This is a genomic window from Pantoea sp. ICBG 828, assembly GCF_002928355.1.
Classification (GTDB): Bacteria; Pseudomonadota; Gammaproteobacteria; order Enterobacterales; family Enterobacteriaceae; genus Pantoea; species Pantoea dispersa.
Genome location: NZ_POWN01000007.1, coordinates 259,876 through 275,200, shown reverse-complemented (window position 1 = coordinate 275,200; position 15,325 = coordinate 259,876). Strand labels below are relative to the sequence as shown.

General features: G+C 60.5%; 14 protein-coding genes. 11 read left to right on the top strand and 3 right to left on the bottom strand.

The genetic code is table 11. The features are described 5' to 3' along the window. The first annotated feature begins 137 nt into the window (after nt 1-137). From hpxU to katG, 10 genes are all read left to right on the top strand, one after another. A complete protein-coding gene (gene hpxU / locus C1Y43_RS18335; RefSeq protein WP_021507298.1) occupies nt 138-977 on the top strand; it encodes a MurR/RpiR family transcriptional regulator HpxU in 840 nt (279 codons plus the stop codon). A 194-nt stretch (nt 978-1,171) separates the two neighbouring features. Beyond that, nucleotides 1,172-1,957 (top strand): transporter substrate-binding domain-containing protein, encoded by a 786-nt coding sequence (locus C1Y43_RS18330; RefSeq protein ID WP_031279673.1) that lies wholly within the window; start codon nt 1,172-1,174, stop codon nt 1,955-1,957. A gap of 12 nt (nt 1,958-1,969) precedes the next feature. Next, nucleotides 1,970-2,638 (top strand): amino acid ABC transporter permease, encoded by a 669-nt coding sequence (locus tag C1Y43_RS18325; protein WP_021507296.1) that lies wholly within the window; start codon nt 1,970-1,972, stop codon nt 2,636-2,638. After that, complete coding sequence (locus tag C1Y43_RS18320; protein WP_021507295.1) at nt 2,635-3,291, top strand: amino acid ABC transporter permease; 657 nt, start codon at nt 2,635-2,637, stop codon at nt 3,289-3,291. Before C1Y43_RS18325 ends, C1Y43_RS18320 begins: the two co-directional genes overlap by 4 nt. Beyond that, a complete protein-coding gene (locus tag C1Y43_RS18315; RefSeq protein WP_104189162.1) occupies nt 3,272-4,003 on the top strand; it encodes an amino acid ABC transporter ATP-binding protein in 732 nt (243 codons plus the stop codon). Before C1Y43_RS18320 ends, C1Y43_RS18315 begins: the two co-directional genes overlap by 20 nt. 21 nt (nt 4,004-4,024) lie before the next feature. Beyond that, on the top strand, nt 4,025-5,260 hold the full coding sequence (locus C1Y43_RS18310) for an alanine--glyoxylate aminotransferase family protein (protein WP_058769328.1): 1,236 nt from the start codon (nt 4,025-4,027) through the stop codon (nt 5,258-5,260). Next, the gene (gene hpxK, locus C1Y43_RS18305; protein ID WP_058758022.1) at nt 5,257-6,516 is read left to right on the top strand and encodes an allantoate amidohydrolase; all 1,260 of its coding nucleotides are present in this window, start codon (nt 5,257-5,259) and stop codon (nt 6,514-6,516) included. The genes C1Y43_RS18310 and hpxK overlap by 4 nt, the downstream gene beginning before the upstream one ends. A gap of 12 nt (nt 6,517-6,528) precedes the next feature. After that, nucleotides 6,529-7,023 (top strand): 2-oxo-4-hydroxy-4-carboxy-5-ureidoimidazoline decarboxylase, encoded by a 495-nt coding sequence (gene uraD, locus C1Y43_RS18300; protein ID WP_104189161.1) that lies wholly within the window; start codon nt 6,529-6,531, stop codon nt 7,021-7,023. Next, a complete protein-coding gene (gene uraH / locus C1Y43_RS18295) occupies nt 7,020-7,355 on the top strand; it encodes a hydroxyisourate hydrolase (RefSeq protein WP_058758020.1) in 336 nt (111 codons plus the stop codon). Before uraD ends, uraH begins: the two co-directional genes overlap by 4 nt. Before the next feature lie 349 nt (nt 7,356-7,704). Next, a complete protein-coding gene (gene katG / locus C1Y43_RS18290) occupies nt 7,705-9,903 on the top strand; it encodes a catalase/peroxidase HPI (RefSeq protein WP_104189159.1) in 2,199 nt (732 codons plus the stop codon). A gap of 47 nt (nt 9,904-9,950) precedes the next feature. Here the strand turns inward: katG and C1Y43_RS18285 are convergent, their stop codons facing one another. The 3 genes from C1Y43_RS18285 to fadE form a co-directional block, all read right to left on the bottom strand. After that, the gene (locus tag C1Y43_RS18285; protein ID WP_104189157.1) at nt 9,951-10,721 is read right to left on the bottom strand and encodes an amidohydrolase; all 771 of its coding nucleotides are present in this window, start codon (nt 10,719-10,721) and stop codon (nt 9,951-9,953) included. Next, nucleotides 10,709-11,869, bottom strand: coding sequence for a pyridoxal phosphate-dependent aminotransferase (locus C1Y43_RS18280; RefSeq protein WP_104189155.1), 1,161 nt, complete (start codon nt 11,867-11,869; stop codon nt 10,709-10,711). Before C1Y43_RS18280 ends, C1Y43_RS18285 begins: the two co-directional genes overlap by 13 nt. Before the next feature lie 184 nt (nt 11,870-12,053). After that, on the bottom strand, nt 12,054-14,504 hold the full coding sequence (gene fadE, locus C1Y43_RS18275) for an acyl-CoA dehydrogenase FadE (RefSeq protein ID WP_104189153.1): 2,451 nt from the start codon (nt 14,502-14,504) through the stop codon (nt 12,054-12,056). Nucleotides 14,505-14,733: 229 nt separating this feature from the next. Between fadE and lpcA the strand changes: the two genes are divergently transcribed. Next, entirely contained in the window at nt 14,734-15,312 is a 579-nt protein-coding gene (gene lpcA / locus C1Y43_RS18270; protein ID WP_021507284.1) for a D-sedoheptulose 7-phosphate isomerase, read from the top strand. Nucleotides 15,313-15,325: the final 13 nt, after the last annotated feature.

Genomic DNA, 15,325 nt, shown 5'->3' with positions numbered 1-15,325 from the left:
GGGAAAACAAGCGCAACAAATTGCGCCGCTACCTGTCTGTACCATTGGTAAAGCAAGAGCCGTTCCAGTTTTGGTGTTACGCCAGCCTGGATCGATTTATGCTAGCGTGTGATGAAACGAAAGTTACAGGACCGATGATGAAACAGCTCGATGAACGCCTTCGCAGTCACTATCCGCAACTGTCGCCGCAGGAGCAGCGCATTGCTGACTTTGTGTTTGACCATTTTGATGATCTGATTAGCTATAACAGCGCTGAGCTGGCGCGGCTCAGCGGCGTATCAAAGGCCACGGTGAGTCGGCTGTTCAAACGCCTCGGCTATGAAAAATACAAAGACATGCGTGATGAGCTGCGCACCCTGCGCCAGAGCGGAATGCCGCTGACCGATAATCGCGACGCGGTGCAGGGCAACACGCTGCTGTCGCGCCATTACAAGCAGGAGATGGCGAACCTGACGCAGTGGGTCAACAGCATTGACGCCCGGCAGTTTAGCGAGGTGATTGCCGCGCTGGGCGCCGCACGGCGGGTGTTCATCATTGGTATGCGCAACGCGTATCCGGTGGCGCTGCACCTGCGTCAGCAGCTGCTACAGGCGCGTGCCCAGGTGCAGGTATTGCCACAGCCAGGCCAGACGCTGGGCGAAGAGCTGGTGGACATGACGCCGGAAGATGTGGTGGTGGTGATGGCGTTTCGCCGCCGGCCACGCATCATTCGTCCACTGATGCAGCAGCTGCAGCAGAGCGGCATCCCGGTGCTGGTGCTGTGCGAACCGCAGGCGCAGGGTATTCTCACCCTGGCGCGCTGGCAGCTGTGCGCACCGCTCGACAGCGTTTCCGCCTTTGACAGCTACGCCTCGGCAATGAGCCTGATCAACCTGCTGGCCAACGCGCTGCTGCACGAAATGCTGTCGCAGGGGCGTCAGCGCATCCATCAGATTGCCGATCTTTACCAGCAGCTCGACGAGCTGGAACACCGCTAAAGGGCACCGTTTTGGTGCTTTGCACCTTTTTTGATCGCGTATGCTAACGGGGTGATCCCCGTTATGATGCGCCCTTAACCGCCTTAAATCCTCCGCTTAGCCGCTGCGTTCGCTGCCCGTTGTGGTTGGCACATTAGTTGCAAATCAATTTATCAAGAATCTTTTGTTTCACCATTAACTCACCGGGGTGCATAATGAACAAAGTATTACTGGCAGTAGCAGGGGCAGCATTGCTGCTGGCGCAGGCAGGCAGCGCCATGGCCGATCAGCTGCAGGATATCCAAAAGCGTGGCGTGATTCGCGTGGCGGTGCCGCAGGACTTCCCGCCGTTTGGCTCGGTCGGTACCGATCTGCAGCCGCAGGGCTATGACATCGACATGGCGAAATACCTCGCGAAGCAGATGAAACTGAAGTTGCAGCTGGTGCCGGTGACCAGCGCCAACCGCGTACCGTATCTGCAGACCGACAAGGTCGACCTGGTGATCTCCAGCATGGGCAAAAACGCCGAGCGCGAAAAAGTGATCGACTTCAGCCGCGCCTACGCACCGTTCTTCCTCGGCGTGTTCGGCCCGAAAGGCGAGACGCTGAAAGATGCGGCGGCGCTGAGCGGTAAATCGATTGGCGTGACGCGCGGTGCGGTAGAGGACATGGTGCTGAGCGATGTCGCCCCGAAAGATGCTCAGGTGAAGCGCTACGAAGATAACAACACTACGCTGTCCGCCTATCTCTCCGGTCAGGTGCAGTATGTCGCCACCGGAAACCTGGTGGTCGCAGCGATTGCGCGCCAGAACGCGGAAAAAGCCCCGGTGCCGCAGTTTATGCTGAAAGATTCACCGTGCTTTATCGGCCTGAAAAAGAATGAGCCAGCGCTGAAAGAGAAAGTGAACGCACTAATTGAGCAGGGTATTAAAGACGGCACGCTGAACAAGCTGTCGGAAGAGTGGCTGAAAGCGCCGCTGCCTGCCAACCTCGGCGCATAACAGGAACGGCCAATGATTGGGCAACTTAACTTTGCAGATCTCTGGCCGCACTGGCCAGAGCTGCTGGCCGGACTGTGGGTCACGGTGCAGCTTACGGTGCTGGCGACGGTGGGCGGTGTCGGACTGGGTATTCTCGGCGCGGCGCTGCGCAGCGGCAAACCGGGCTGGGCCAGCCGCCTGTGGGGCATCTACGTCGAGCTGATTCGCAACACGCCGTTTGTGGTACAGCTGTTTTTTATCGTGTTTGGTCTGCCTAATCTCGGGCTGAAACTGACGGCCGGTGAAGCGGCGCTGCTGGCGATGCTGATTAACCTTGGCGCCTATAGCACTGAAATCATCCGTGCCGGTATCCAGGTCACGCCGCGCGGGCAGTGGGAAGCGGGGCGCGTGCTCGGGCTGAGCCGCACGCAAACCTTCATCCGCGTGGTGCTGCCGCCCTCGCTGCAGCGCATTTATCCGGCGCTGGTCAGCCAGTGCATCATTGTGATGCTCGGCTCGTCGGTGGTGTCGCAGGTCTCGTATGAAGAGCTGACGTTTGCCGCCAACCTGATTCAGTCGCGCACCTTTTTGAGTTTTGAAGTTTATCTGGTGACCACGCTGATCTATCTGGCGTTGTCGATTGCCATGCGTCAGCTGCTGCTGGCGCTGGGTCGCAAATGGTTTGGAGCGCAGCCGGCATGACAACGTTTACTGACTGGGACATCCTGCGCAACCTGCTGCTGGCGGCGCGCTGGACGATTTTGCTGTCGCTGGTGGCCTTTTTCGGCGGCACGCTGGTGACACTGCCGCTGCTGTTTCTGCGTCTGCTGCAGCGTCGCTGGCTCACCCGCCTGATTCGCTGTTATACCGAGCTGTTTCAGGGCACGCCACTGCTGATGCAGCTGTTTCTCGCCTTCTTCGGCGTCGGCCTGTTCGGCATCGACGTCGCGCCCTGGACGGCGGCGTCACTGGCGCTGACGCTGTATACCAGCGCGTTTTTACTGGATATCTGGTACGGCAGCATTCGCGCGCTGCCAAAAGGGCAGTGGGAAGCGTCGCGCTGCCTCGGCCTGAACTTTGGCCAGACGCTGTATCGCGTGGTGGCACCGCAGGCGATCCGCATCGCCATCGCGCCGACCGTTGGCTTTGCCGTACAGGTGATCAAGGGCACCGCGCTGGCATCGATTATCGGCTTTGTCGAGCTGACCAAAGCCGGCACCATTCTCAACAATGTGACGTATCAGCCCTTCAAGGTGTTTGGCCTGGTGGCGCTCGGTTACTTCCTGATGTGTTATCCGCTGTCGCGTTACAGCCAGTACCTGGAGAAAAAATTCAATGCCGCTCATCACCATTAATCAGGTCCAGAAGTACTACGGTGATAACCACGTACTGAAAGGGGTCGATCTGGATATCGACAACGGCGAAGTGATCTCCATCATTGGCCGCAGCGGCTCCGGTAAAAGTACCCTGCTGCGCTGCATGAACGGGCTGGAAGGTTATCAGGAAGGCAGCATTAAACTGGGCGGCATGACGATTACCGATCGTGAATCGCAGGCGCGTGAAATCAGCCGCTCGGTGGGCATGGTGTTTCAGAACTTTAACCTGTTTCCGCACATGACCGCGCTGGAAAACGTGATGCTGGCACCGCGCCGCGTGCTGAAAAAGAGCGAGGCGGAGTGCCGCACGCTGGCTACGCAGATGCTGGAAAAAGTCGGGCTCGGCGAACGCCTCAATTACTACCCGGCCAACCTGTCGGGCGGTCAGCAGCAGCGCGTGGCAATTGCCCGCGCGCTGGCGATGCAGCCAAAAGTTTTACTCTGTGACGAAATCACCTCGGCGCTCGATCCGGAGCTGGTGGGTGAAGTACTGAAAGTGCTGGAGCAGCTGGCCGCCGAAGGCATGACGCTGATTCTCGTCACCCATGAAATGAACTTCGCCCGCGACGTGGGCGACCGCGTGGTGTTTATGCATCAGGGACGCGTGTGGGAGCAGGGCGACAGCAAAACGCTGTTTGCACATCCACAAACCGCCGAGCTGAAGCAGTTTATTTCGACCGTGCGTCTGTAACCGAATAATAAGGAACCCCTCATGGATATCAGCCAGTTCTCGCAAATCAATCCGCCACAGCGTCTGCTGATGGGACCGGGCCCGATCAACGCCGACCCGCGCGTGCTGCGCGCCATGTCGAGCCAGCTGCTTGGGCAGTACGATCCGGCGATGACGCACTATATGAACGAGGTGATGGCGCTGTACCGTGGCGTATTCCGCACTGAAAACCGCTGGACCCTGCTGATTGATGGCACCTCACGCGCCGGTATCGAAGCCATCCTGCTGTCGGCGATTCGTCCGGGCGATAAAGTGCTGGTGCCGGTGTTCGGCCGCTTCGGCCATCTGCTGTGCGAAATTGCCCGTCGCTGCCGCGCGGAAGTCCATACCATTGAGGTGCCGTGGGGCGAGGTATTTACCCCGGATCAGATCGAAGATGCGATCAAAAAAGTCAAACCGCGCCTGCTGCTGACGGTGCAGGGCGATACCTCGACTACTATGCTGCAACCGCTGGAGCAGCTCGGTGCGATTTGTCGCCAGTACGGCGTGCTGTTGTACACCGATGCCACCGCATCGCTGGGCGGCAACCCGCTGGAAACCGATGCCTGGGGGCTGGATGCGGTCTCTGCCGGCATGCAGAAATGCCTCGGCGGTCCGTCCGGTACCTCGCCGATCACCCTGAGCCCGCAAATGGAAGCGGTGATCCGCCAGCGTAAGTGCGTGGAGCAGGGCATCCGTACCGACGCACATCAGGATGGCGTCGACGAGATGATCTACTCCAACTACTTCGATCTCGGCATGATCATGGATTACTGGGGACCGGAGCGGCTCAACCACCATACCGAAGCCACCTCGGCGCTGTTTGGCGCACGCGAATGTGCCCGTCTGATCCTGCAGGAAGGGCTGGATAACGGCATCGCGCGTCACAAGCTGCACGGTGATGCGCTGCTGAAAGGTATTCAGGGCATGGGGCTGGAAACCTTTGGCGATCTCACACACAAGATGAATAACGTGCTTGGCGTGGTGATCCCGCAGGGCATTAACGGCGACCAGGTACGCAAATTGATGCTGGACGATTTCGGCATTGAGATTGGCACCTCGTTCGGTCCGCTGCACGGCAAAGTGTGGCGCATCGGCACCATGGGCTACAACGCGCGCAAAGATTGCGTGATGCTGACGCTGAGCGCGCTGGAGTCCGTGCTGAATCACGTCGGTTTCCGCACCACTCAGGGCGCGGCGCTGCAGGCTGCCTGGGACCACTACGGGAGCCACGCATGAGTCATAGCCTGATGAGCGCCGGTGAGGCGCAGTCAGCGGCGGCGCGGGTGATGGCGCGCTGTGACGCGCTGGCAGCAATCAGTGAGAGCGAAGAGGGGCTGACCCGCGTCTATCTGTCGCCGGAGCAGGTGCGCGCCAACGCGCGCGTTGCTGAGTGGATGCAGGCGGCAGGTATGCACACCTGGCAGGATGCGGTCGGCAATATCTGCGGTCGCTATGAAGCGGCGGAGCCGGGCGCACCGGCGCTGCTGCTTGGTTCGCACCTCGATACCGTGCGCAACGCCGGACGTTACGACGGCATGCTGGGCGTGCTCAGCGCCATTGAAACCGTGCAGTGGCTGCACGACCATCAGCAGCGCCTGCCGCTGGCGATTGAAATTGTCGGCTTCGGCGATGAAGAGGGCACGCGCTTTGGCATCACGCTGCTTGGCAGCCGAGGCCTCACCGGCAGCTGGCCGGAGAGCTGGGTGTCACATCCGGACGGTAACGGTATTACGGTGGCGCAGGCGATGCAGGACCTCGGCCTGGACGCGGCGCTGATCCCGCAGGCGGCACGTGAGGTGAGCGACATTGTGGCTTATCTCGAACTGCACATTGAGCAGGGACCGTGTCTGGAACAGGACGATTTGGCGCTTGGTGTGGTGACGGCGATTAACGGCGCGCGCCGTCTTAACTGCCGCTTTGTCGGGGAGGCCGGTCATGCCGGCACGGTGCCGATGACGCACCGCAAAGACGCGCTGGCAGCAGCGGCAGAGTGGATGGTGTTTGTGGAACAGGCCACGCAGGATCAGGATGCGCAGCTGGTGGCCACGGTGGGCACGCTGAGCTGTCTGCCGGGCGCCGTTAACGTTATCCCCGGCGAGGTGCAGCTGTCGCTGGACGTGCGCGGACCGCAGGATGAACCGCTGGAACGTCTGCTCTCCAGCCTGCTGACCCAGGCGGAAGCCATTGCGCTGCGGCGCGGGCTCAGCTTCAGCGCTAACGAGTACTATCGCATCGCGGCCACCGCCTGTGATACGCGGCTGCAGCAGGCGCTGAGCCATGCGGTAGAAACCGTGCAGGGGCGCAGTCTGGCGCTGCCGAGCGGAGCCGGTCACGACGCGATCGCGATGGCTGAGCGCTGGCCGGTGGGCATGCTGTTTGTGCGCAACCATCGCGGTATCAGCCATCATCCGGCGGAATCGGTGCAGGTGGCCGATGTGGCGCTCGGCGTGCAGGCCTATCTGCAGGCGGTGTGCGATCTGGCGCGCAGCTAAAGGAGCCGCGAAATGGATCTGAACGATTTTAATCAGGCGAGCGCCGCGCAGGCGCAGGCGGCGATTGCCCACTGCGTGGCGATTCCCGCCTGGCAGCAGGCGCTGGTGGCGGCGCGGCCGTTCGCCAGCCTGACGGCGCTGTACACCACGGCGCAACAGCTGGCGCTGGCGTGGCAGGGCGACGCCTTGCAGCAGGCGCTGAGCGCCCATCCGCGCATCGGCGAAAAAGCGCAGGGCGCGGGCAAAGAGGCCGCGCTGTCGCAGCAGGAACAGGCAGCGATGCAGCAGGCTAACGGCGCGCTGCAGCTGGCGATGCTGGCCGGTAATGAGCGCTATGAGCAGCGCTTCGGCCGGGTGTTTCTGATTCGCGCCAAAGGGCGCAGCGGTGAACAGATGCTGGCGGAATTGCAGCGCAGGCTCAACAATGATGAAGAGACTGAGCAGCAGGAAGCGCTGGCGCAGCTGCGGGAAATTACCCTGTTACGGCTTAAGGAGAGCATCACATGAGCACCATCACCACCCATATTCTCGACACCGCGCTGGGCAAACCGGCGATTGGCGTCGCGATGTCGCTGGAGCAGAACAGCCCTGAAGGCTGGCTGCCGGTGGCCGAGGGCGAAACCGACAGCGACGGGCGCATCAAAGATCTCACGCCTGAACCGCTGGCGCCGGGCCACTATCGCTTAACCGCGGAGATCGGTGACTATTTCGCCGCCGACGGACGTGATGCGCTGTACGTCAGCGCGCAGATTGATTTTGTGATTGGCACCGCCGGCAGCCATTATCACCTGCCGTTCCTCATTTCCCCGTGGTCGTGGTCGACCTACCGCGGGAGTTAATCCAGGTCGCCATAAATGGCGTCCCTGTAAAAATCGTTATGCGGTTCCGTAGGGTGCGCATTCATGCGCACCGGCATGATGCTGTCAATTTTTGCTCACCTGTGTGACCGTTAGTCATGATGGCGACCCGGTAAGGTTGTGGTGCGGATACGTAGGGTGCGCATTGATGCGCACCGGTATAACCCGATCCATCATGAGGTGTACATCTGCGCCCTGAAATTCGTGCTCTCTATCACAAACCTCGCGCTTGAAAGCCAGTAACTATCAAAACCTTCGGTCCATCCAAATATATTCTGCAACACGGTGCGGTTATCTTAACCGGACAACGTGAAGCCAATGGAGCCGAGAAATGAGCACGCCCGAAAATAATGATAATGCAGCCGCCTCAGGAAAATGCCCCTTTCATCATGGAGCATCGGAAGAGAAAAGCGTTTTAGCGCGTGGCGCCGGAAGCGGGACCACTAACCGCGACTGGTGGCCAAACATGCTGCGCGTCGATCTGTTAAACCAGCATTCCAGCCGTTCTAACCCCCTCAGTGACACTTTCAACTACCGTGAAGAATTCAGCAAACTGGATTACGCCGCGCTGAAAGCCGACATTCGTGCGCTGCTGACCGACTCGCAATCCTGGTGGCCTGCCGACTGGGGCAGCTACATCGGCTTGTTTATCCGTATGGCATGGCACAGCGCCGGCACCTACCGCACCATCGACGGTCGCGGCGGTTCCGGGCGTGGTCAGCAGCGCTTTGCGCCGCTCAACTCCTGGCCGGATAACGTCAGCCTCGACAAAGCGCGTCGTCTGCTGTGGCCGGTGAAACAGAAGTATGGCCAGAAAATCTCCTGGGCGGATCTCTACATTCTTGCCGGTAACGTGTCGCTGGAAAACGCCGGCTTCCGTACCTTTGGCTTTGGTGCCGGTCGTGAAGATGTCTGGGAACCGGACATGGACGTGGACTGGGGACATGAGACCGAATGGCTGGCGCACCGCCATCCGGAAAGCCTGGCAAACGCGCCGCTCGGTGCGACGGAAATGGGCCTGATCTACGTGAACCCGGAAGGTCCGGAAGCCAGCGGCGATCCGCGCTCGGCGGCACCGGCGATTCGCGCCACCTTTGGCAACATGGGCATGAACGACGAAGAGATCGTCGCGCTGATTGCCGGCGGTCACACGCTGGGTAAAACGCACGGTGCCGCTGCGGCCAGCCACGTGGGCGTCGATCCGGAAGCCTCGCCGCTGGAAGCGCAGGGTCTGGGCTGGCACAGCAGCTACGGCAGCGGTGCCGGTGCCGATGCCATCACTTCCGGTCTGGAAGTGGTATGGACGCAAACCCCAACGCAGTGGAGCAACTACTTCTTCGAGAACCTGTTCAAATATGAGTGGGTACAAACGCACAGCCCGGCGGGCGCGATTCAGTTCGAAGCGGTTGATGCCGAAGCGATTATCCCGGATCCGTTCGATCCAGAGAAAAAACGCAAGCCGACCATGCTGGTCACCGACCTGACGCTGCGCTTCGATCCGGAGTTCGGGAAGATTTCGCGTCGTTTCCTCAACGATCCGCAGGCGTTCAACGAAGCCTTCGCCCGTGCCTGGTTCAAACTGACGCACCGCGATATGGGGCCAAAAGCGCGTTACATCGGTCCGGAAGTGCCGAAGGAAGATCTGCTGTGGCAGGATCCGTTACCGCAGGCCACGCATCAGCCGACGCCGGATGACATCACCGATCTGAAAGCGAAAATTGCCGCTTCGGGTCTGAGCGTCAGCCAGCTGGTCTCTGCGGCCTGGGCGTCCGCTTCCACCTTCCGTGGCGGCGACAAACGCGGCGGTGCGAACGGTGCCCGTCTGGCGCTGGCGCCGCAGAACGGCTGGGCGGTCAACGCCAGTGTCACCCGCGATGTGCTGCCGGTGCTGCAGAAGATTCAGCAGGAATCAGGTAAAGCGTCGCTGGCGGATGTGATTGTGCTGGCGGGCAGCGTCGGGATTGAGCAGGCGGCAGCGGCGGCAGGCGTCGCGGTGCAGGTGCCGTTCACGCCGGGCCGCGTGGATGCGCGTCAGGACCAGACGGATGTCGAGTCATTCAACGTATTGCAGCCGCTGGCCGATGGTTTCCGCAACTATCGCCGCGTGCAGGGCGGTTCTTCTACCGAAACCCTGCTGCTGGACAAAGCGCAACAGCTGACGCTGAGCGCGCCAGAGCTGACGGTACTGCTGGGTGGTCTGCGCGTGCTGGGCACCAACTTCGACGGCAGCGCGCACGGCGTGTTTACCGATCGCGTGGGCGTTCTGAGCAACGACTTCTTCATCAATCTGCTGGATATGCGCACCGCATGGCGCGCCACCGATGAGAGCGCTGAGCTGTTCGAAGGCCGCGATCGTCAGAGCGGAGAAGTGAAGTACAGCGCCACCCGCGCCGATCTGGTGTTTGGTTCTAACGCCATCCTGCGCGCGCTGGCGGAAGTTTACGCCAGCAGCGATGCGAAGCAGAAGTTCGTTAACGACTTCGTGGCCGCCTGGACCAAAGTGATGAACCTCGACCGGTTTGATCTGTAAGCAACTGACGTGAATAACGCGAACCCCGGCCTGGCCGGGGTTTTTTATTACTTCAGCGTATATTCATCGGCGTCGCGCCAGGCCGGGAAGCGTTCGCGATAGTCCTGCAGCGCCTCCAGTGATAACTCGGCGTCGAGGCGCGCGCGGGCGAAGGGTTCAGCGGCCGCGAGGATCTCACCCTGCGGCGAGATGATCCGGCTGTCGCCGCTGTATTGATGCTGATTGCCGTCACTGCCGACGCGGTTACACCCGGCTACATAGGCCTGATTCTCAATGGCGCGCGCCAGCAGCAGCGCCTGCCAGTGCAGCGCGCGCGGTGCCGGCCAGTTGGCGACGTACAGCGCCAGATCGTAATCATTCTGGTTGCGCGAAAACACCGGGAAGCGCAGGTCGTAGCAAATCTGCGGCAGAATACGCCAGCCGCGCCAGTGGAACACCTTGCGCGTTTCACCGGGCACATAGTGCTGGTGCTCACTGGCCATGCGGAACAGATGGCGTTTGTCGTACTGGTGCAGCGTGCCGTCGGGCTCCACCAGCAGGAAACGGTTTACCGCGCCCTGGTCGCTCTGAATCGCCGCGCTGCCGCCGACCAGAGCATTCAGGGCTTTGGCATGACCGTGCAGCCACGCCACTACCTGATCCTGCGGCAGCGAACTGGCCGCCGCCTCCATGGCGAAGCCGGTGGTAAACATCTCCGGCAGCAGGATGACATCGCGGCCCGTCAAGCCCTGCAATACCTCATCAAAATGGCGCAGGTTGGCCGCGCCATCCATCCAGCTCAGGGTTTCCTGTAATACGGTAAGTTTTAAAGCTGACATAAACGCTCCGCAGCGGCGTCGAGCGTCGCTTCCTGTTTAGCAAAGCACAGGCGAATGAGCTTGTGCGGGAAAGGGTCCGCGCAGAACACCGACAGCGGAATCGCCGCCACGCCTACTTCGCGGGTTAACCACTGGCAGAAACTGACATCATCCAAATCGGAAATGGCGCTGTAATCCACCAGCAGGAAATAGGTGCCGGCGCACGGCAGTACCTTAAACCGGCTGGCGGCCAGCGCCTGCATCAGACGGTCACGCCGGGCGCGGTAGAAGGCCGGCAGCTCATCAATATGTTCCGGCTGCTGGCGCAGCATATCGGCAATCGCCAGCTGCGCCGGGGTATTCACTGAAAAGGTGAGATACTGATGCACTTTGCGGATTTCGGCGCTGATCGCCGCCGGAGCGATGCAGTAACCCACTTTCCAGCCGGTCATATGAAAGGTTTTGCCGAAGGATGAGACTGCGATGGCGCGCTGACGCAGGTCGGCATGTGCCAGCACGCTGGCATGGCCCTGCTCATCAAAACAGATGTGCTCATAGACTTCATCGCTGAGCACATAAATTTCCTGTCCGGCGATCGCCTGCCACAGCGCGGCGTAGTCGCTGGCGTGCCACACGGTGGCGGACGGATTATGCGGCGTGTTGACGATCACCAGCCGGGTGCGCGCGCTGAGCAGGCTGCTGAAGGCCAGCCAGTCGACCTGAAAAGCGGGCGGCTGCAGCGCGATGCGTTTCAGCACGCCGCCGGCCAGCTGAACCGCTGGCGCATAGCTGTCGTAGCTGGGATCAAAGCAGATCACCTCGTCGCCCGGCCGCACCAGCGCGGTGATCGCGGCATACAGCGCTTCGGTTGCGCCCGCCGTCACGGTGATGTCGCTGTTGATATCCGGCCGATGACCGTACATATCTGCGGTTTTATCGGCGATCGCCTCGCGCAGCGGCAGGGTGCCAATCATCGGCGCGTATTGGTTAGCGCCTTCGCTGACGTGATGTGCCAGGCGCTGCTGCAAATAGCGCGGGCCGTCAAAATCGGGAAAGCCCTGTGACAGGTTGATGGCGTTGTGCTGGGCGGCAAGGGCGCTCATTTGGGTAAAAATGGTGGTGCCGAGCGCCGGTAGTTTGCTCTCGGGGATCAGGTTGGGCTGCGTCATTATCGGGTGCCTTAAGCGCGAATGTCGTTGCGGAGTAACCTTGTGCTGCAGCCACTATAAACAGGATGTTAACACTTGGCAATCGAGACGCTTAGACGTCTAAACGTGGCTGGCACATACGCTGAGTGCACTTATCCGCTGCCGCAGGCTATAAAAAAAGCCTCCGGCTGGAGGCTTTTTGCGGTTACGCCGCTTCGCTGGGGCGGGCGCTCGGTTTGGGTTTGCTGTCCGGTTTGGCCACCGCCAGCGCCTCGGGCGCAAAATCATCCACGTTAATGGCCTTCAGCCGGCTGGCTTCGGCCCGCGTCAGCACCTTCGCTTCACTCTCGTCAATCCAGCCTTCTTTCAGCGCGCGCTGGGCCAGCGCATCCAGCCGGGTGAAGGAGAAGTGTTTTTTCTGCTGCTGACACAGACGATCGTGAATCACTTCTGCCGCCATCACATCCTGCAGCGCCTGCTCCAGCTGACCGGCCGGGTTGTGCTCACTCGGCGTCAGATACTGGCCACGGCCCAGACGGGTGCGGGTTGCGGACGGCAGCTGCAGCATTTTGGCCAGCTTATGATCCAGTTTATCGGACGGTGCCGGGCAGTATTTGCCGCCGGCGAAAATCACCAGCCGCAGCGCACCCGCAACCAGGCGATTCGGGAAGTTGCGCAGCAGATCGTCCATCGCCACTTCCGCCTGATGCAGCGCATCCTGCACGCCCCAGTGCACCAGCGGCAGATCCGCCTCGTTGCGGCCTTCATCGTCATAGCGTTTCAGCGTGGCGGATGCCAGATACATCTGGCTCAGCACATCGCCGAGGCGTGCCGAAATACGTTCGCGACGTTTCAGGCTACCGCCCAGCACCGCCATCGACACATCTGACAGCAGCGCAAGGTTGGCGCTCAGGCGATTCAGCTGCTGATAGTAGCGACGGGTCGCGTCACGGGTTGGCGTAGCGCTGGTGCGGCCGCCGGTCAGGCCAAGCCACAGGCTGCGTACTTTGTTGCTGCCGACGTGGCCGATATGGCTGAACAGCGCGCGGTCAAAGGCGACGAGATCGTTCTTCGCGGCGGCGTTCATCTCTTCCAGCACCCACGGGTGGCAGCGGATTGCGCCCTGGCCAAAGATAATCATGCTGCGCGTCAGGATGTTCGCGCCCTCAACGGTAATGGCGATTGGAGCGCCCTGATAGGCACGCGCCAGGAAGTTATTCTCGCCAAGCATGATGCCTTTACCGCCGGCGATATCCATTGCATCAATGATGGCGCGCTGGCCGCGATGGGTGCAGTGGTATTTGACAATCGCTGACAGCACCGCCGGTTTTTCGCCCAGCATAATGCCGCTGGTGATCAGCGTCGCCGCCGCGTCCATCACGTAAGCGTTACCGGCGATGCGCGCCAGCGGCTCCTCAATCCCTTCCATTTTACCGATAGAGACTTTGAACTGGCGGCGAATGTGCGCGTAGGCACCGGTCGCCAGCGCCAGGCTTTTCAGGCTGCCGGTCGCGTTAGACGGCAGAGTAATGCCGCGTCCTACCGACAGGCACTCAACCAGCATGCGCCAGCCCTGACCGGCCATGGCCGGACCGCCGATGATGTAATCGATCGGCACAAAGATATCTTTGCCGCGCGTCGGCCCGTTCTGGAACGGCACGTTCAGCGGGAAGTGACGTCTGCCAATCTCAACGCCTGGCGTATGGGTCGGGATCAGCGCACAGGTAATACCCAGCTCTTCGGTTTCGCCCAGCAGATGATCGGGGTCGGAGAGCTTAAAGGCGAGGCCGAGCACGGTGGCAATCGGTGCCAGGGTAATGTAGCGCTTGTTCCAGGTCAGACGCATGCCCAGCACCTGCTGGCCCTGCCAGTCGCCCATACACACCACGCCGGTATCCGGAATGGCGCCGGCGTCGGAGCCCGCTTCCGGGCTGGTCAGCGCAAAGCAGGGGATTTCATCGCCGCGCGCGAGGCGTGGCAGGTAGTGATCTTTCTGCTCATCGGTACCGTAATGCTGCAGCAGTTCACCCGGGCCCAGCGAGTTCGGCACGCCGACGGTGATCGCCAGGATCCCAGACACGCCTGCCAGTTTTTGCAGCACACGCGCCTGCGCGTAAGCGGAAAACTCCAGACCGCCGTACTCTTTTTTGATGATCATGGCAAAGAAGCGGTGCTGCTTGAGGTAAGCCCACAGCTCCGGCGGCAGATCGGCCATTTCATGGGTGATTTCGAAGTCGTTAGCCATGCGGCAGGCTTCTTCTACCGGGCCATCCAGAAACGCCTGTTCGTCTTCGGTCAGGCGCGGCTGCGGATAGTTGTGCAGTTTCTGCCAGTCCGGTTTGCCGCGAAACAGATCGCCTTCCCACCAGGTGGTACCGGCGTCGATCGCCTCTTTTTCGGTGCGCGACATCGGCGGCATCACCTTCTGGAAGCTGTGCAGAGCCGGCTTAGAGAACATGCTGCGGCGCATCGCCGGCAGGTTGAAAGGCAGCAGAATAATGGCCAGCGGCAGCAGCAGCCACGGCGTCCACAGGCCGGTGGCGGCCAGTGCCGCGGTCCACAGCAGCACAATCGCACTGCTGAGCCGCAGTGAAATCTGATGGTAGAAGAGGGCGCTAATTAACACCAGCGTCGCGATGATCGAGGCAAGCAACATAATGAACCGCTCCGTAAGTTGTAAGAGGTCTGACCTGTTAGTGATAAGATTTAGAGCAGCGCACGAAATTTATCAATCTGTTTACATCGCAATTACAACCGAACTCACAAAATCGCGCCGGCAATTGGACGCCAGCGCGGCGTCGCGCTTTTCCCTGCTGCGGGCGCTTTGCGGCTCTGGCCCATTCCGTTAAACTTGCTGGGTCAATTTTCCTCTAAAGGACATCCCTATGTATCAGGACATTATTCGCTCAGAACTCAATGAAGCCGCCGATACGCTCAATAAGTTCCTGAGTGATGAAGCCAACATTCACGCCATTCAGCGCGCAGCCGTGCTGCTGGCCGACAGCTTCAAAGCCGGTGGCAAAGTGCTCTCCTGCGGCAACGGCGGCTCGCACTGCGATGCCATGCACTTCGCTGAGGAGCTGACCGGGCGCTACCGCGAAAATCGTCCTGGCTATCCGGCCATCGCCATTTCGGATGTCAGCCATCTCTCCTGCGTCAGCAACGATTTTGGCTACGACTATGTGTTCTCCCGCTACATCGAGGCGGTCGGGCGCGAGGGCGATGTGCTGCTGGGGCTGTCCACTTCGGGTAACTCGGCCAACATCATCAAAGCCGTAGAAGCCGCGCGCGCCAAAGGCATGAAAGTGATTACCCTGACCGGCAAAGACGGTGGCAAAATGGCCGGTACGGCCGATATCGAAATTCGCGTGCCGCACTTTGGATATGCCGATCGCATTCAGGAGATTCACATCAAAGTGATCCACATCCTGATGCTGTTAATCGAAAAAGAGATGGTTAAGTGATGACGTGCTCCTC